We start from the raw sequence: 17,078 nt of genomic DNA on the forward strand, positions 1-17,078 counted from the left end.
CTAGGGTGCGCACTAATCTTTCGCGGTCAACTTTTTCGTGAACATTTCCCAATCATTACAAATTGTAACAGGGTCTATTTCTTTGTCACAAATGGCGATAACAGTAGGGAACCCACGCTGTTTTTCCTGCCTGAACCCGCGCTGGTTTTCTTGTTTATGGCTTGAAAAACAGAAGCTTATATATCGGAGAGTCGATCTTGTTTCGCGATACGCGCACCTTGACCATGGCCGGGCTGAATCTGATTCAGCAGGCGCTCTCGATTTATGATTCCGAGCTGAAGCTGGTCGTTTGCAACCGTCGGTTTCGCGAAATGTTCGACCTGCCCGACGAATTAGTCACCCCCGGCGCCAGCTTTGAAGACACGATCAGGTTCCTGACCGAGCGTGGTGAATACGGGGACGCGACTGATGGCGATCGGGTCGTGCAGCAACGGGTCGAACAGGCTTTGGCCTTCGCTCCGCACTATCTGGAACGTACGCGACCGAATGGTCAACGTATCTCGATCGAGGGAAGCCCCCTGCCGCAGGGCGGTTGGGTTGCCGTTTATACCGACATCACCCGGATCAAGAAACAAGAGGAACTGCTGCGCGCCCGCTCGGAAGAGCTGACAGACAAGGTGCTGGCTTATGCCGAGGAACTGTCCACCGCCAACCGCAAACTGGAATCCACCATCAGCGCGTTGGAAGAGGCCAAGCGCAGCCTGACCGAAATCGAGGCCCGCACCCGCCTGACAACCGAGATGATGCCCGCTCATATCGCTCATGTGGGGTTGGACCGGTGCTATACTTTCTCGAACCGGCGTCTGTCGTCCGTGATGCCCGGTCGTCCCATGGATATTGTCGGCATGTTCATCGGCGATGCCCTTGGCCAGGCGGCCTATGACGCGATCAGGCCGCATCTGGATACGGCCTTTCTGGGCACCCCTTCGGTGTTCGAATTCAATGACGAGCAAAGCAGCCGCCGCATCCGAGTCTCGTTCACCCCCGATCAGAACAGAGACGAGGCCGAGGTCGCCGGGGTCTATATTATGTCCATGGACGTCACCGAAGAAACTCAGGCCCGCGCCGCGCTGCAACAAACCCGCCGCCGCGAGATGGCTGCCCAGTTGACCAGCGGGCTGGCGCATGACTTTTCCAACTTGCTGACGATCATGCTGGGCAGCCAAAGCCGCCTGCAAAAAATGGAACTGCCAGCCCCTGCGCGCGCATTGGTGACCACCACCCTTTCGGCCGCCCAGCGCGGGGGCACCCTGCTGAACCGTCTGGCAGACATTACCGGCGCGCGTGACTGGAACCCCCAGCCTGCCAGCCTGTCAGCCTTGCTGCGCGACATGAAAACCCTGGCCCTGCCCGCCCTGCCCGCCCTGCCCGACACGATCCGGCTGCACGTCAACAATCTGGTCAAGGACGATATGCTGATGCTGGATACCGGCATGTTGCAGGACAGCTTGTTGAACCTGATCCTTAACGCGCGCGATGCCTGTCAGGGCAAGGGCAAGATTACTCTGACAGCCTCACCGGTGCAGGGGATCTGGGTTGAATTTGCGGTGGTGGATGACGGCCCCGGCTTTTCCGACGCAGCGCTGGAAAACGCCCTGCAGCCATTCTTTACCACCAAGGGCGGCGAGGGCTCGGGGCTGGGGCTGGCGATGGTCTATGACATGACCAAACTTGCCGGTGGCCGCGTGAGACTGCGCAATACCGAGGACGGGGGCGGCCAGGTGATCCTTCGCCTGCCGTTACGGGTGGTGAACTCGGTGGCCGAACCGGGCTTGGTTCTGCTTGTTGAAGACAGTCCGGACCTGCGTACCGGCATCCGCGAGATGCTGACCGACCTTGGTCACACGGTGATCGAAGCCTCGTCCGCCGAAGAGGCCCTGTTGCTGCAATCCGAGCTGCCAGAGATCACCCATATCCTGTCCGACATCTCTTTGGCCGGGGACATGACCGGCGTTGATTTTCTGCGCGCTCTTCCAAATGGGCATCCATCCTGCTACCTCATGACCTCACTGGCGACGGAACACCCGCTGTTCATGGACGCCGTGCAGATGGCTCCGGTCTTGCCCAAGCCCTTTAATCAGGCCCAACTGGCCACGCTGCTTCAGACGACACAACCGACACCATGACCAACACACCGCTTGTATCCATTCTTGACGACGAACCGGCCATCCGCTCGATGCTGTCCGATGCTTTGGAAGAGGCCGGTTTCCGCACCATGAGCTTTGCCCGCGCGACGGAATTCGAAGCATCGCTGAAAAGCGCGACCCCAGACGTTTGCCTTGTGGACCTCTCCCTGCCCGATCGCGATGGGCTGACGCTGGTGCACCGTCTGGCGCTGGAGCAAGGCGCGATCGTCATCATCATCTCGGGGCGCGCCCATGTGCAGGACCGCGTGACCGGGCTGGAGCTGGGCGCCGATGACTATATCATCAAGCCCTTCGATCCATCCGAGGTCGTCGCCCGCATCCGTGCCCGCCTGCGCCGCGACAAGCCGGCGCCTCAGGGCGGAAACACCGCGGTTTTCAACGGCTGGAACGCCCATTTCGACCGCTATATCCTTGAAGACGACACTGGCACCGAGACCCCGTTTTCACATGCCGAAGGCGAGGTGCTGCGCCTGTTCCTGGAACGCCCCAAGCGCCTGATCTCGCGCGCACTGATGCAAGAAACGCTGGGCGGTGCAGCGGGGGAAAGCTTTGATCGGGCAATGGATGTTCGCATCTCGCGGCTGCGCACCAAGTTGAAGGAAGACCCGAAAAACCCGCGCCTGATCAAAACAATCTATGGCGCGGGCTATATTTTCCTGGGCGACGTCGACTGGCGCTAAGTTTTCCTTAATCAAGCCAGCAGCTTACCCTCTTGCACCCGATTCGGCGTCACGATACGCTGGGGTATGCTCAGCTGCCTGATGTACCGCGATTGCCCCAAAACCGGGCGCGCCAGATATTACCGTGTGGAACTCTGCTATAACCTGTTCGAGGAGGTTTCCCTTCTGCGCGAATGGGGCCTTCAGGGCGGGCGCGGTGCAACGCGCATCGATATTTTCAACAGCCTGCGCAAAGCCTCCGAGGCCGCCGACAAAGCCAGAAAGCGCACCTTGAAGCGTGGTTATTTGCGCGCCTGATCCACGAAATCCTGCCGATGCGCCCGAAAAAACGGGTCCAGCATGTCGCGAAAGGCCTGCACCTTGGGGACCCGCGCAATGTCGCGATGCGACAGCGCCCAGATATCGGCATAGTCCTGCGACTCCATCACATCGACCTGCTGCAGCCCGTTGTCCCGCCCCACAAACAAAGGCATCCGCGCCACACCTATGCCGGCCTTGGCCGCAGCGATGACCGCGATCATGTCGTCAAATCGCAGCAAGATCCGAGCATCCGGAAAGCGCCGCAACGAGGCCTGAGGTGGCTGCGTCCAGTTGGTAAACCCCAACCATCCCCATGCCTTGCCATCCCGCATCCGCTGCACCAGCTCAGCCGAGGCAAAGGCCGCAGTCTGTTGCGCGGCAAGCCTTTTCCCAACCAGGGTTTCATGGGGGTTTCGCTGAATGCGAATGGCCAGATCCGCCTCGCGTCGGTTCAGATCCAACAGGTCATTCGTAGCCCGCACCGTCAAATCAACCTGCGGGTAGGCCTGCATGAAATCGCCAATCACCTGGTGCAGATGCGAGGCGATCAACAACTGAGGCGCGGTCACGACCAAGGGCCCGGCGACATCCTCTTGCAGGCTGGATACCTCGCGCAGCAGGTCTTGGCTTTGGGTGTCCATTGCCTCGGCGCGGCGGGCCACTGCCAGTCCGGCCGGTGTCGGATGGTACCCATCGGCCAAACGATCAAACAGGCGCGTATCCAAGGCCGCCTCTAACCGGGACACGCGCCGCGCCACGGTCGTGTAGTTCACGCCAAGCGCCTGAGACGCCTTTGCCAGCGTCCCCCCACGAACCACGGCAAGAACCGTGCGCAGATCATCCCACGATATCTCCATGACATGCATTTTCGCATAATCTGCAAGCAAAGACACGCGTTTTCTTTGCGCCGCACCCCGCGCAATTTTCGGGTATCAACTCAGGAGAAACCCCATGATCTATGCATTCGTTCATTTGAAAATCGACGACCACGACGCCATGCTGGCCTACCGCGAAAAGGCAGGAGACGCGCTGGCCAAACACGGAGGTGGTTTCGTCACAGTTGTGCCCGAGCCGACCAAGCTGGAAGGCCCGGTTAACGAACCGGACATGGCGGGCATCCTTTCCTTCCCCGACCGTGAAAGCGCCATGAACTGGTTCGAGGACGCGGAACTGGCCGCTCTGCATGACAAACGTCGCAGCATCGGTGAATCTTCGATCATTCTGCTGGCGTGATCACGCCAAACTTGGCGTCAGTTTGATCAACGGCGCTTGAACCTTGCTCTGGCTTTGCCTACCCCTGTCCCAAGCAAAGCCGGAGCGCCCATGTCCACCATTACACTTATTCGTCACGGTCAGGCCAACACCAGCGCCCAAGACGAAGACAGCTATGACAATCTCAGCGATCTGGGTCGTCAGCAAGCCACGTGGCTGGGCGATCACCTGGACGACACAGGCGAGCATTTCGAGCGCGTTTACTGTGGCACCCTGCGCCGCCATCGCCAAACGGCCGAGGAAATGCGTGCCCATACCCACGCCGAAATCATTCAGGACCCGCGCCTGAACGAGATGGAGTTCTTCACGCTCGCCAATCTCTTGCTGGACCAGCAAGGCATTCCCCTGCCGAAAAACCGCGAAGATTTCGTGACCTATATGCCGATGATGCTGAGCAAGTGGCAGGCGGGCGAGATTCAGGACCCCTATGAAACCTTTGAGCAGTTCGAATCCCGCGTGTGGGAAGCGATTCTGGACATTGATCAGGGCCGCGGGCCTTCCTTGGTGGTGACTTCGGGCGGGTTGATCGGCATGTGTTTCAAACAGGCGATGCGGCTGGACGTAACCGCCTTTTCGCGCACCTGCATGGCGATCATGAACACCTCGATGCACCGGCTGCACCGGATCGGAGACGATCTGAGCATGACGCAGTTCAACGCCATCCCGCATCTGGATCGACCTGACCGCCAGTTCGCCCAAACGCACCTGTAATCAAAGGAAGCAGCCATGACACATCTTTGGGTCCGCGCCGAGCAGCGCGCTAACGAAGACCGCGTTGGCCTGACGCCCGAAGGCGTAAAGGCGCTGATCGCAGCCGGTATCCATGTGACGGTCGAGGAAAGCAAAACCCGCGCGATCCCCCTGCAGGGGTACATTGATGCGGGCGCCGAAATCGCGCCCGAAAACAGCTGGCCCACGGCGCCGCTGGACGCGATTATCTTCGGCCTGAAGGAACTGCCCGACGATGGAACGCCACTTCCGCACAAGCACATTATGTTCGGCCATGCCTACAAAGGGCAGCATTCGGGGAAGGCGCTGCTGAAACGGTTCAAGGCCGGCGGCGGTACGCTTTATGATCTTGAATACTTGGTGGATCAGGCCGGGCGGCGCGTTGCCGCTTTTGGGTACTGGGCGGGCTATGCAGGCGCTGCGGTGACGCTGAAGGCCTGGGCCGCGCAACAACGCGACGCCCTTTGCGGGCCGGTCGGAGTTTACCCCAGCAAGGACGCACTGAACGCCGAACTTCTGGCCGAACTGGACGCGCTTGGCCCCGACCGCCCGCGCGCCATCGTGATCGGTGCGCTTGGCCGCGTCGGCTCGGGCGCGGCAGATTTGTGCAGCGCCATGGGTATCGAAGTAACCAAGTGGGATATGGCTGAGACAGCCAGCGGAGGCCCCTTCCCCCAGATTCTGGATCACGACCTTTTTCTGAATTGTATCTTTGCGCGTCCTGGCACGCCGGTCTTTGTGCCTGCGAATGCCTTGACCGCCCCACGTAACCTAACGGCAATCGGAGACATCGCCTGCGATCCTGACAGCGACTACAACCCCGTCCCCGTCTATGACCGCGCCACCACCTGGGATGCCCCCGCCCTGCGCGTGGCCGATGACCCGGTGATGGATGTGATGGCGATTGACAATTTGCCCTCGATGCTGCCGGTTGAAAGCTCGGAAGACTATGCCGAACAGCTGCTGCCCTCGCTTCTGACGCTGGATGATCTAAGCGCGGGAGTCTGGGGCCGGGCAGAAGCCGAGTTCAAGAAACATGTGACGGAGGTTTGAGCATGATCCATTGGTGTGGCACTGGCCTTTCGGCCATTCCCGGTTTGCGGCGCCTGCTGCAGCAGGGCGAACCCGTCGCCGTCTGGAACCGGACCACCGCCAAGGCGACCGAGGCCGTCGGTGATCTGACCGATGATATCCGCGTCTTTGACATCGACGCCCTGGGCACCGTTCTGGCCCCCGGTGATATCGTGGTGTCCATGCTGCCGGGTGACTGGCACGTCCCGCTGGCCAAACTGTGCCTAACCAAGGACGCGCATTTCGTCTCGTCCTCGTATATCTCGCCCGAGATGCGCGCCTTGGATGATGCCGCGCGTGAAAATGGTCTGCGCTTTGTGAACGAGGTTGGCCTGGACCCGGGCATCGACCACCTGATGGCACACAAGCTGGTCGCAGCCTACCGCGCCTCGGACGCGTATGACGCTGGCAACACGCTGTCATTCATTTCCTACTGCGGTGGCATCCCCAAGCACCCCAACCCGTTCCGGTACAAATTCAGCTGGTCGCCTCTGGGCGTACTGAAGGCGCTGCGCTCGCCGTCGCGCTCGATCCGGGACTTTACGCAACTGGACGTGAACCGCCCGTGGGATGCGATCAGCAGCTTTGCGGCTCCGCTGCCTGCGCCCGAAACCTTCGAGGTATACCCCAACCGTGACTCGTTGCCCTTCATGGCGGATTACAAGTTCGATCCCGACTGGCGGGTCAAAGAGTTCGTCCGCGGCACCTTGCGTCTGAACGGCTGGGCCCAGGCTTGGGCGGATGTATTCACCGAGATTGAAACGCTGGAAGGCCCAAAGGGCGAGGCGCGCCTGGCCGAAATGTCTGATCAGTTCTGGGCCGAAAACGCCTATGAAGAGGACGAGCCTGACCGCGTGGTCATGTGCGTTGCCTTGAAGGCGGAAAAAGACGGACAGCCCGTCTGGCATCAGACCTATACGATGGATGCTTGGGGGGACGCGCGCGGCAGTGCGATGGCACGGCTGGTCTCGGTTCCCGTGTCGCTGGCGGTTCAGGCCGTCCAGGCAAGGGCGATTCCCGCAGGTGTCAGCGCGGCGCCGTCAGATCCGAAATTGCTGGAAGAATGGCTGACGCAGATTGACACCCTGGCCCAGCATCTGGCCGTCGTGACCCACGTCTGACCCGAAGGTCGAGACGCGCCTGCGAGGAGTGACAGGCGCGTCTTTCATGCAGCATAGACTTAGTATGCCACGAAGTCGTTGTTGCCGGTGTCGCCAGCGCCGTCAAAGACATAAGCGGTGGTCACGCCGTTTACCGAAGGAGTGTCCGAGACGCCCAGATCGGTGACGATCTGCTCGCCGAAGGTGACCGAAACCGAGTTCAGGTTCAAACCCGAGTCTGCGGGGCCAAAGACGGCTTCGGCAGGTGCGTTGCGGGTCATGACGATGGCGTCACCATCAACGTTCTGAGCAACGGCCGGAGCGGCAAAACCAAGGGCGGCGATAGCGGTGATGATTGCGATTTTCATAGTGTATTTCCTTTCCGTTTTTGAATGATCGTTGTTCGATCTGAACCCGAGATGGGGCGGAAATGGTCGACACACAAGCGCCGCAACCCACTGAAATACGTGCGAAAATTCAGAACACCTCTGCATTTGTGCACGACACATGTTTGTGAGCGTTCAAGTCTATGAAATTCTTGGATTTTCGCTGCAGCGCAGCATGAAATCGGGGCAATTCTCACGCTTTTTCACAGAGGCAAAAACGTCGATTTCCGCCCTTGAAGACAATTTTTTAATCCCAAGAAAGCGATCAGCCTCCGCGGATCAGGTCGTCCTCTTCGTCCTGAACGGACAAACCAAGCGCCTCAAGCCCTGTTTCAAGGTGGTCTGACAGGTGCGGTGTGCCGATCAGATAGTCTGGCGTGGGTACCGTGGCCTCGGCAATGGCGGTCGCGCGGGCCTCTTCAAACTCGTCTGCATCAAAGCTGTCGCGCCCGATCCACATCACGGCGACCAGATCCACCTGTTCCTCTTCGGTTAGCCGATCCAGAAAGGCCCGCAGCTCACCTTCGGCGCGGTCCAGCTCGCGCGCCATCAGAATGACATTCGCAATTTTGGTCAAATTGATCTGTAGCATCGGTGCTCTCCTGTCTGCGCTTCGTCAACGGACAGAGTGGCCCGAACCGCTGACCTGCGCTTTGATCTGGGGCAAATGCCGCTTAGGCGCCTTTCGGGCGGTCGATAGGCACCACGGGCGGGTCGGTGTCAGGGGCCAGTTCCTCGAAGTCGAAATTATCCAGCCGACGGGCACGGCGCCCTGCCTTGTCAGCACTGATCTTGATGTCCGAGATATCCTTGGCTGCCTGCCCGAAATGCCGGTCCAAGTTTTCCACGCGCGTGCCCAGACGTTCAACATCAGCAAACAGCAGCGCCAGTTCCTTGCGGATCGCGCCGGCCTGTTCGCGCATCCTTGCGTCTTTCAGGATGGCGCGCATCGTGTTCAGCGTGGCCATGCAAGTGGTGGGCGACACGATCCAGACCCGTTTGTCGAACCCTTCGCGCACCAGTTCAGGGAAGCGCGAATGCAGCTCGGCATAGACGGCCTCGGACGGCAGGAACATCAGCGCGCCGTCAGCAGTCTCACCCTCGATCAGGTATTTGTCCGAGATCGCTTTGATATGCGCGCGCACGGCCTGCCGCAGCATTGTGGCCGCGCGGTTGAATTGCTCTTGCGTTTCGGCACGGACCAGCGCCTCGTAGGGTTCCAGCGGGAACTTGCTGTCAATCGCGATGGGGCCCGGAGGGTTCGGTAAGTGGATCAGGCAATCGGCACGCTTTCCATTGGACAGGGTCGCTTGCCAGGTAAAGCTATCAGCGGGCAGCGCCTTGGACACGATATCACGCAGCTGAATTTCACCGAAAGCCCCGCGGGTCTGTTTGTTCGACAGGATGTCCTGCAGGCTGAGAACATCGCCGGACAGCTTGGTAATATTGTCCTGCGCCTTGTCGATGGCTTGCAGGCGCTGCTGCAACTCGCCCAGCGAATGCGCCGTACGGCGGGCCGAGCCTTGCAGGTTCTCGGACATGTTCTGGTTCACCTGCGCCAGACGTTTTTCCATCAGTTGCAACATACTGGTCTGCGAGGCCGCCTGCGCCTCGGATACATGAGTCAGACCGCCCGCAAGCTGCTGCTGCCCGTCAGACAGCATTTGCACGCGCTGACCCAACTGCTGCATCTGTTGCGACAGGGGCGCGGCCATGCGCGCGGATTGGCCCGACGCGCGGACGGCCATGATCAGCAGGATCAGCACCAGCAGCACAACGCCCCCACCTGCCAGAGCAGCCAGCATCAAAGGGTCGCTCAGGTCATAGGTCTGTCCGTTGATCGTCATGTTGTCCGTCCGAATAGGCGTTCGATATCTGCCAGCCGCAGTTCGACATAAGTGGGGCGGCCGTGGTTGCATTGGCCGGAATGGGGCGTTGCCTCCATCTCGCGCAGCAGGGCGTTCATTTCCTCGGCGCGCATACGGCGCCCGGATCGGATCGAGCCATGGCAGGCCACGCGCGACAGGATCGCCTCGATCCGGGCTTGCACGGTCTGGCTGCTGCCCAGGTCGGCCAGCTCGTCCAGAATATCCAGGATCATGGCGCGGGCGTTCACCTCGCCCAGAATGGCCGGGGTTTCGCGCACGGCCAGCGCGCCGCCGCCGAAGGCTTCGATGAACAGGCCCAGTTTCTGCAGGTCCTCGGACAGCTCCAGAATGCGGGCACAATCGCCCTCGGACAGCTCGACGATCTCGGGGATCAGCAAGGCCTGCGAGGGCACGCCGTTTTTGGCCATCTGCGCCTTCAGCTTTTCATAGACCAGACGTTCGTGGGCGGCGTGCTGATCGATGATGACCATGCCGGTTTCGGTCTGCGCGATGATGTAATTCTCATGCACCTGCGCGCGCGCCGCGCCCAAAGGCAACCGTTCCAGCGGCGTTTCCTCGGGCGCTTCGGCCACCTCTTCGACGCGAGCGCTGTAGGTTTCCCCCAAATCAGCGAAACCCGGCGCGGGGGCTTGCGCCTGATAGCTGGCGCGCATCGCCCCATTCGAGGGCCGGTCCATCTGATAGACCCGCGCGGGGGCGTCCACAGGCTCGGGACGAAAAGCGCCCAACGTGGCGTTTGCAACGGTGGTCGAGGCGCGGTGCCCCGCCTCGGCCAGTGCGTGCCGCAGCGCGGACACGATCAGCCCGCGCACCACGCCCGGATCACGGAACCGGACCTCGGATTTCGCGGGGTGCACGTTCACGTCCACCTTATGCGGGTCGCATTCAATGAACAGCGCGGCGGCGGGATGCCGATCCCGGCTGAGGAAATCGAAATACGCCCCACGCAGCGCCCCGATCAGCAGCTTGTCCCGCACCGGGCGGCCGTTGACGAACAGGAACTGCGCCACAGCCGAGCCGCGCGAATAGGTGGGCAGCGCGGCATAGCCCGTCAGCATGAAACCCTCACGCTCGGCATCAATCTTCAGCGAATTCTCGGCAAACTCGGCCCCCAGAATGCGGGCCAAACGGCCATGCAGCGCATCGAACAAATCACCGCTTTCGGGATCCGCACGGAAGGTCACGCGCCCCTCACCCCCGCCCGAGACATCGCGCAAGGTGAAACCCACGAAAGGTTCGGCCATGGCCAGACGTTTGACGATGTCGGTGATCGCCTGCATCTCGGCTCGGTCGGTACGCAGGAATTTCAGACGAGCTGGCGTAGCATAGAACAGATCGCGCAGTTCGACCACGGTACCGACGGTCAGCGCTGCGGGTTTGACGGGGGACATTTCCCCGCCCGCAACAGCAATTTGGGCCGCGTCCTGTCCGACCGCACGGCTGGTGATCGTCAGCCGCCCGACAGCCCCCAGAGAGGGCAACGCCTCGCCGCGGAAGCCGAAGCTGTGGATATTCAGCAGGTCCGTCCCGTCAATTTTCGAGGTCGCATGCCGCGACAGGGCCAGCGGCAGCTGTTCGGGCGCAATCCCGCATCCGTCATCGGTGACTTTGATCAGGGTCTTGCCGCCGTCCGCGATCGCGATGTCGATCCGGCGCGCGCCAGCGTCCAGCGCGTTTTCCACCAGTTCCTTAACGGCCGAGGCGGGGCGCTCAACAACTTCGCCCGCCGCAATCCGGTTGATTGCGGCGTCGTCCAGCTGCCGAATAACGGGCTGATCTGTGGATATCTTGGGGTTGGCCTGAGACATACCCCAACCTGTAGCATGACCCGCGCCGATTCTGCCAATGGGAATTCCCGCTTTGTTCGCCCGCCTATGTCACAAAAGAAAAAGCCCGGGCGATGACCGCCCGGGCAAGGTTCAAAGCTGATAGGAAGGATAAATCAGCCTTTGGAGAACTCGGGGTACGCTTCCATACCCAGCTCGGCCATATCCAGACCGTTGATCTCGTCTTCTTCGCTGACGCGCAGACCCATGATCATCTTCAGGATGAACCAGGTCACAGCCGACATGACCACGGTGGCCGCGCCGATGACGATGATACCGTACAGCTGAGCGCCCAGGGTTGCGTCACCGTTGGTGAAGACAACAGCGATGGTGCCCCAGATACCAGCCAGCAGGTGGACCGGGATCGCGCCGACAACGTCGTCGATTTTCAGCTTGTCCAGGAAGGGAACCGCGAAGACCACGATCACACCGCCGACCATACCGATCAGGGTTGCTGCGCCCAGCGAGGGGGTCAGCGGCTCTGCGGTGATCGACACCAGGCCAGCCAGCGCGCCGTTCAGCACCATGGTCAGGTCAGGTTTCTTGTACAGGATCTGCGTCAGGATCAGGGCTGCGATGGCGCCGCCTGCTGCTGCAGTGTTGGTGTTCGAGAAGATACGCGACACGTCGGCAACGTCACCAACCGAGCCCATGGCCAGCTGCGAACCGCCGTTGAAGCCGAACCAACCCAGCCACAGGATGAACGTACCCAAGGTTGCCAGGGGCAGGTTCGAACCGGGCATCGGGATGGTTTTGCCATCTTTGTACTTGCCGATACGCGGGCCCAGGATGATTGCGCCAGTCAGAGCAGCCCAGCCGCCGACCGAGTGCACGATGGTCGAACCAGCGAAGTCCGAGAAGCCAGCTTCGCCAACAAAACCGCCGCCCCAGGTCCACGATGCGGTGAACGGGTAGATGATCGAAGTCAGGACGATGGTGAAGATCAGGAAGGGCCACAGTTTGATACGCTCGGCCACAGTGCCCGAAACGATCGAGGCGGTGGCGGCACAGAACATCAGCTGGAAGAAGAAGTCCGAACCGGTCGAGGCGTACGAGTAATCGTCGGCTGCGTCGGCGGTCACGCCAACAGCTTCCAGGACACCAGGGCCCCAAACGCCGGACAGGATACCTTCGACCGACCAGGTACCCAGCGGGTACATCAGGTTATAACCGATCAGGTAGTAGAAGATGGCGGCCAGACCGAACAGCGCCATGTTCTTGGTCAGCTGCATGGCAACGTTTTTCGAACGCACCAGGCCGGCTTCCAGCATGGCAAAGCCAGCGGCCATGAAGAACACCAGGAAGCCGCCCACAAGGAACAGCAACGAGTTCAGAATGAAGACGGTATCGGTCGACGGATTTACGCCCGCAACCGGCCCTTCGTCTGCAAGACCCAGGCTGGGCAGCGCGGTCAGCGCGGCGACCAGGGCCAGTTTTTTCGTCAGGTTCATAGTCATTTCCTTAGTTTCCCCCGTGCGCGACTTACAGCGCGTCATCGTTCGATTCGCCGGTACGCACGCGAACTGCTTGTGCGACATCCAGCACGAAAATCTTGCCGTCGCCGATCTTGCCGGTGCGGGCAGTGTTGGTGATGGTTTCAACGACCTGATCGGCCATCGAAGCATTCACAACGATTTCCAGTTTGATTTTCGGCACAAAGTTCACCGCGTATTCTGCACCGCGATAAATTTCAGTGTGGCCGGACTGCGAACCGAAACCTTTAATTTCGGTCACCATCATGCCGCGCACGCCGATGTCGGTCAGCGCCTCGCGGACCTCCTCCAGCTTGAACGGTTTGATCGTAGCAATGATGAGTTTCACCTTGATCCCCTTGTCGTTATGCTGCGGGAAGCCCCGCTGTTTGCATCCGCAGAGAAACACGAGGAAGAGGGTGTGCGTGAAGAGATCAGCCCAAAAAAGCGCCTAATATTGGGATTGAACGCCTATTTTTTGGGCGAGGCTGCTCATTTGCACAAAAAATGGGCGACTTAAAAACGCGTTTGTGAACAAATCACTACCTCAACAATCCCGCATTCACCGAGTATGATGGGCAAAACAGCAGGCTCGGGCAGGGCAAGACATGAGTGATTCAGGGCGCAAGAAGCCTCCTTTGGTTGCGGACAGACGGTATGGGTCCGCCAAGAAATCCACGGCGAAAAAAACCGGTGCAAAGGCGGCCTCGAAACCGGCTGCCAAGAAGCCTGCAAAGAAGAAACCCGCCCCAAAACGCAAACCGGCGCGAAAGCCTGCTCGTAAGGGCAACCCCATCATCAACGCCTTTTTGGCCTTGTTTCGTTGGATCTTTCGCCTTGTCTGGGGGTTTTCCTGGCGCATCGGCCTGATCTGCTGCGCATTGGTGGCGCTGGCCGTCGGGTATACCTACACCACCCTGCCCCCGGTGTCGGAACTGCTGGACGGGCGCGCCAAAGGCTCGGTCACCATGATGGATCGGGACGAGAAGATCTTTGCCTGGCGCGGAGACACCTTCGGCGGCGTGGTCACGGCCGATTCTGTCTCGCCTCACCTGAAAAACGCGGTAATCGCGACCGAGGATAAGCGATTCTATCGTCATCTGGGCCTCAGCCCCCGCGGCATCGCCAGCGCCGTGCGCATTAACCTGCGCGAAGGACGCGGGCCCCTGTCGGGTCACGGCGGCTCGACCATCACGCAGCAAACGGCGAAACTGCTGTGCCTGGGTGTTGTCTATGACGAAACCCAATGGGACAGCGAGGCCGACTACGAGGCCGACTGTCGGCGCGGGTCGCTTTGGCGCAAGGGCAAAGAGGCGGTCTTTGCCCTGGCGATGGAAGCCAAGTACACCAAGGACGAGATCCTCAGCATATATCTGAACCGCGCCTACATGGGCGGAGGAGCCTTTGGCGCCGAGGCCGCCGCTCAGCGTTTCTTCGGTAAGCCCGCCGCGCAACTGAACCCAGCCGAGGGCGCGATGCTGGCCGGTCTGCTGACCGCGCCCACCAGCCTTGCCCCCACCAACAGCCTGACCAGGTCGCAAAACCGTGCAGGCGTTGTAATCGGATTGATGAAAGACCAGGGATATCTGTCCGATCGCGCGGCCCAAGCCGCGCTGGACAACCCCGCCCAGCTGTCCGAGGCCGCCGAGGCCCGCGCCGGGGGTTATTTCGCCGATTGGGTCATGTCCTCGGGTCCGGAATTCTTTACCCGCAACTCGACCACCGACGTGGTGATCAAGACCACGCTGGATCAGCGCCTGCAAACTGCCGCCGAAGAGGCGCTGGCCTATATCTTTGAAAACAAGGTTCGCGAAGGGTCGAAAGCCCAAGCCGCAATCGTGGTCATGAGCGCAGATGGCGCCGTGCGTGCCATGGTTGGCGGGCGTAAGACAAAGGTCGCCGGGGCCTTCAACCGCGCCACGCAAGCGCTGCGACAGACGGGTTCCAGCTTCAAACCCTTCGTCTATGCGACGGCGCTGGAAATGGGCTGGTCCTCGAATGACGTGGTGCTGGATGAAGAGATCACGATCGACATCCCCGGCTCGGGTCCCTGGAGCCCACAGAACTATGACCGCAAATTCCACGGCCGCGTGACCCTGAAAGAGGCGCTTCGCACCTCGCTGAACATCCCGGCGGTGAAGATGGCGCAAGAGGTAGGGCTGGAAAACGTCCGCCGTGTGGCTGCTGATTTCGGATTGGTCTCGGATCTGGCGCAGGGACCGGCGCTGGCGCTTGGGGCCTCGGAATCCACGCTAATCGAAATGACGGGCGCCTATGCCGGTATCCTGAACGGCGGTAGCTCGGTTAAACCTTATGGGCTGGTCGAACTGCGGATGCAGGGCGACAAAGACCCTCTGATGACTGCCACCGGCGGCATCGGCGAGCGGGTGATCCGCCGAGAAGCCGCGCAAGAGCTGACCTGGATGATGTATGTCGCCGCCACCGAGGGCACCGGCCGCCGTGCCGCCCTGTCCGACCGGCAGATCGCTGGCAAGACCGGCACCACTCAGGCTGCGCGGGACGCGTGGTTTATCGGATTTAGCGCCGATTACGTGGCCGGGGTGTGGATGGGTTATGACGACAACACGCCCTTGACCGGGGTCACTGGGTCAGGCCTGCCGGCTGAAATCTGGCACGAGACCATGGTGCGGGTCCACGAGGGCGTGCCCCCCTCGCCCTTGCCGATGATGCAGGGCGGCTCGGAGCCGCGCATGACCAAGCCAGAAGACAAGACCAAACGCGGGATCGAGAAGCTGCTGGACGATCTGCTGGGCACCAACCACTAAAAAAGGGCGCAGTTGTATGCTGCGCCCTTGCGGTCCAAGCCTGACTTTTAATTACCCGGCGGTTTTCAAGTCCCGGATCAAGGCGTCGATATTGCCCTTGCGGCGATCCAGCATGGCTCCGATCTCTTCACGCTCGGTCAGCAGCATGTTGATGCCTTCGATATACATGTTGAAGAACAGGTCCTTGCCCGAACGATCCGAGACATGGAAATCCACCTCGAACGGAGCTTCTCCGCGCAGGTGGGCAATCGTGCGAACCTGATAGAAGCTTTTGACTTGCTTCACGCCCTGCACCTCGAGACGGCCACCGATGAATTCGCGGAAACGCTTGCCATACTTACGCGACACGTAGCCCGTGAACGCGTTGGTAAAGGCCTTCTTCTGCGTTCCGGTGGCCCGGCGCCCATCCACGCCCAGCGCATAGGCCGCGATATAGGGCAGGTCAGCGAACTTACGGAAGATCCGCTCGAATTCCTTGTACATCGCGCTTTCGGTTTTACCCGAATCGATGACCGTGTTGATCTCGCCGACCAAACCGTCGACCAGCCGCCTGGCCTGCCCGTCGTTCAGCGCCAGGGCTGACGTTGGCACCAGTAGGGTCGCGGCCGAAGAGGTCAGGAAAAAACGTCGTGACAGGGTAAACATCTTAAAAACCTTCGGTGTCTATGTCTTCGGGCGAGATATAGGTGTCTTCTGTGTCGATTCCCAGTTCGTGACGGCGATTTTGCGTCCCCAGCAGCTTGCCCTGGGCATAGCTGTCGGCGCTGTCATACAGCAGCGAATCGACCGTATCAGCATAGCGCCCACGATCGCCGACACGTTTCAGCACCTTGGTCGTTCGGCCAACATTCGCCTGTCGAACGGTCAGAACGGTGTCCAGCGGGTCGGTGAATAGATCAACCACCTTGCCGACGGCATCCCTTTCGTTCGACGGACCAAGCAGCGGGAGCTCAATATAGGCGCCCTCGGGGGCACCCCATACATGCAGGGTTTCGCCGAAATCGGCCTCGTCCGGGTAAACGCCCAGATCAGCGGCCGCATCGAACAGCCCGCCAAATCCAAGGGTCGAATTCACCGCGAAACGCGTCACGTTCCGAACCACGCCGCGCAGATCACCCTGCAGCAGATGGTTCACGGCGCTGGCGGGCTCACCCAGGTTATCGGCGAAGTTGCCAACCGAGATAACGGCCTCTTCTGGCAGCACGGCCACATAGGCCTTAGAGACTGGGCGCAGCACAGCCTTGTCCACGGCTTTGTTCAGCGCATGGGTGTTGCGGTTCGCCTCTTCATAGGGGTCATAAACATCGGCGGCCGGAAAATCCGGACCGGGGGTCGAGCATGCAGCCACCGAGAAAACGGCCAACGTAGCGAACACCGCCATTGAAGGGCGCAAAAAGGACCTGTATCGCTGTACCAACAC

17 protein-coding genes are annotated in these 17,078 nt (G+C 60.6%); 8 read left to right on the top strand and 9 right to left on the bottom strand.

Annotated features, from left to right (window positions below; genetic code table 11):
- Window positions 1-224 precede the first annotated feature (224 nt).
- The 3 genes from ACOQOQ_RS02905 (at window position 225) to ACOQOQ_RS02915 (ending at window position 3,124) form a co-directional block, all read left to right on the top strand.
- The gene (locus tag ACOQOQ_RS02905) at window positions 225-2,126 is read left to right on the top strand and encodes a PAS-domain containing protein (protein WP_420569721.1); all 1,902 of its coding nucleotides are present in this window, start codon (window positions 225-227) and stop codon (window positions 2,124-2,126) included.
- Entirely contained in the window at window positions 2,123-2,827 is a 705-nt protein-coding gene (locus tag ACOQOQ_RS02910) for a response regulator transcription factor (protein WP_420568643.1), read from the top strand. Before ACOQOQ_RS02905 ends, ACOQOQ_RS02910 begins: the two co-directional genes overlap by 4 nt.
- A gap of 66 nt (window positions 2,828-2,893) precedes the next feature.
- Entirely contained in the window at window positions 2,894-3,124 is a 231-nt protein-coding gene (locus ACOQOQ_RS02915) for a WGR domain-containing protein (protein WP_420568644.1), read from the top strand.
- Here the strand turns inward: ACOQOQ_RS02915 and ACOQOQ_RS02920 are convergent.
- Window positions 3,109-4,020 carry a LysR family transcriptional regulator gene (locus tag ACOQOQ_RS02920; protein WP_420568645.1) on the bottom strand — a complete coding sequence of 304 codons (912 nt, stop codon included), beginning with the start codon at window positions 4,018-4,020 and terminating at the stop codon, window positions 3,109-3,111. The two genes, ACOQOQ_RS02915 and ACOQOQ_RS02920, sit on opposite strands and share 16 nt — an antisense overlap.
- 58 nt (window positions 4,021-4,078) lie before the next feature.
- On the opposite strand from ACOQOQ_RS02920, the gene ACOQOQ_RS02925 reads away from it, so the two are divergent.
- The 4 genes from ACOQOQ_RS02925 to ACOQOQ_RS02940 all read left to right on the top strand — a co-directional run bounded on the left by ACOQOQ_RS02925 (window position 4,079) and on the right by ACOQOQ_RS02940 (window position 7,320).
- Window positions 4,079-4,360, top strand: coding sequence for a DUF1330 domain-containing protein (locus ACOQOQ_RS02925; RefSeq protein WP_420568646.1), 282 nt, complete (start codon window positions 4,079-4,081; stop codon window positions 4,358-4,360).
- A gap of 90 nt (window positions 4,361-4,450) precedes the next feature.
- A complete protein-coding gene (locus ACOQOQ_RS02930; protein WP_420568647.1) occupies window positions 4,451-5,110 on the top strand; it encodes a histidine phosphatase family protein in 660 nt (219 codons plus the stop codon).
- A gap of 15 nt (window positions 5,111-5,125) precedes the next feature.
- Window positions 5,126-6,181, top strand: coding sequence for a saccharopine dehydrogenase (locus ACOQOQ_RS02935; protein WP_420568648.1), 1,056 nt, complete (start codon window positions 5,126-5,128; stop codon window positions 6,179-6,181).
- A gap of 2 nt (window positions 6,182-6,183) precedes the next feature.
- Entirely contained in the window at window positions 6,184-7,320 is a 1,137-nt protein-coding gene (locus ACOQOQ_RS02940) for a saccharopine dehydrogenase family protein (protein ID WP_420568649.1), read from the top strand.
- A gap of 59 nt (window positions 7,321-7,379) precedes the next feature.
- On the opposite strand, the gene ACOQOQ_RS02945 is transcribed toward ACOQOQ_RS02940, so the two are convergent.
- The 6 genes from ACOQOQ_RS02945 to ACOQOQ_RS02970 form a co-directional block, all read right to left on the bottom strand.
- Complete coding sequence (locus ACOQOQ_RS02945) at window positions 7,380-7,667, bottom strand: hypothetical protein (RefSeq protein ID WP_420568650.1); 288 nt, start codon at window positions 7,665-7,667, stop codon at window positions 7,380-7,382.
- 283 nt (window positions 7,668-7,950) lie between these two features.
- Window positions 7,951-8,277: a DUF3775 domain-containing protein gene (locus ACOQOQ_RS02950; protein ID WP_420568651.1), complete on the bottom strand. Its 327-nt coding sequence runs from the start codon at window positions 8,275-8,277 to the stop codon at window positions 7,951-7,953.
- 82 nt (window positions 8,278-8,359) lie between these two features.
- Entirely contained in the window at window positions 8,360-9,532 is a 1,173-nt protein-coding gene (locus tag ACOQOQ_RS02955) for a DNA recombination protein RmuC (RefSeq protein ID WP_420568652.1), read from the bottom strand.
- Window positions 9,529-11,382 carry a DNA mismatch repair endonuclease MutL gene (gene mutL / locus ACOQOQ_RS02960; protein ID WP_420568653.1) on the bottom strand — a complete coding sequence of 618 codons (1,854 nt, stop codon included), beginning with the start codon at window positions 11,380-11,382 and terminating at the stop codon, window positions 9,529-9,531. The genes ACOQOQ_RS02955 and mutL overlap by 4 nt, the downstream gene beginning before the upstream one ends.
- A 134-nt stretch (window positions 11,383-11,516) precedes the next feature.
- The gene (locus ACOQOQ_RS02965; protein WP_420568654.1) at window positions 11,517-12,851 is read right to left on the bottom strand and encodes an ammonium transporter; all 1,335 of its coding nucleotides are present in this window, start codon (window positions 12,849-12,851) and stop codon (window positions 11,517-11,519) included.
- A 31-nt stretch (window positions 12,852-12,882) separates the two neighbouring features.
- Window positions 12,883-13,221, bottom strand: a complete 339-nt coding sequence (locus tag ACOQOQ_RS02970; RefSeq protein WP_420568655.1) for a P-II family nitrogen regulator — start codon at window positions 13,219-13,221, stop codon at window positions 12,883-12,885.
- 259 nt (window positions 13,222-13,480) lie between these two features.
- Here ACOQOQ_RS02970 and ACOQOQ_RS02975 point away from each other — a divergent pair, with 259 nt between their 5' ends.
- On the top strand, window positions 13,481-15,658 hold the full coding sequence (locus ACOQOQ_RS02975) for a transglycosylase domain-containing protein (protein WP_420568656.1): 2,178 nt from the start codon (window positions 13,481-13,483) through the stop codon (window positions 15,656-15,658).
- Window positions 15,659-15,709: 51 nt separating this feature from the next.
- Here ACOQOQ_RS02975 and ACOQOQ_RS02980 read toward each other — a convergent pair whose 3' ends face one another.
- Window positions 15,710-16,294 carry an MlaC/ttg2D family ABC transporter substrate-binding protein gene (locus tag ACOQOQ_RS02980; RefSeq protein WP_420569722.1) on the bottom strand — a complete coding sequence of 195 codons (585 nt, stop codon included), beginning with the start codon at window positions 16,292-16,294 and terminating at the stop codon, window positions 15,710-15,712.
- A gap of 10 nt (window positions 16,295-16,304) precedes the next feature.
- Complete coding sequence (locus ACOQOQ_RS02985) at window positions 16,305-17,039, bottom strand: VacJ family lipoprotein (protein ID WP_420568657.1); 735 nt, start codon at window positions 17,037-17,039, stop codon at window positions 16,305-16,307.
- Window positions 17,040-17,078: the final 39 nt, after the last annotated feature.

The sequence above is a fragment of the Thalassovita sp. genome (assembly GCF_965218685.1).
In the GTDB taxonomy this organism is placed as follows: domain Bacteria; phylum Pseudomonadota; class Alphaproteobacteria; order Rhodobacterales; family Rhodobacteraceae; genus Thalassobius.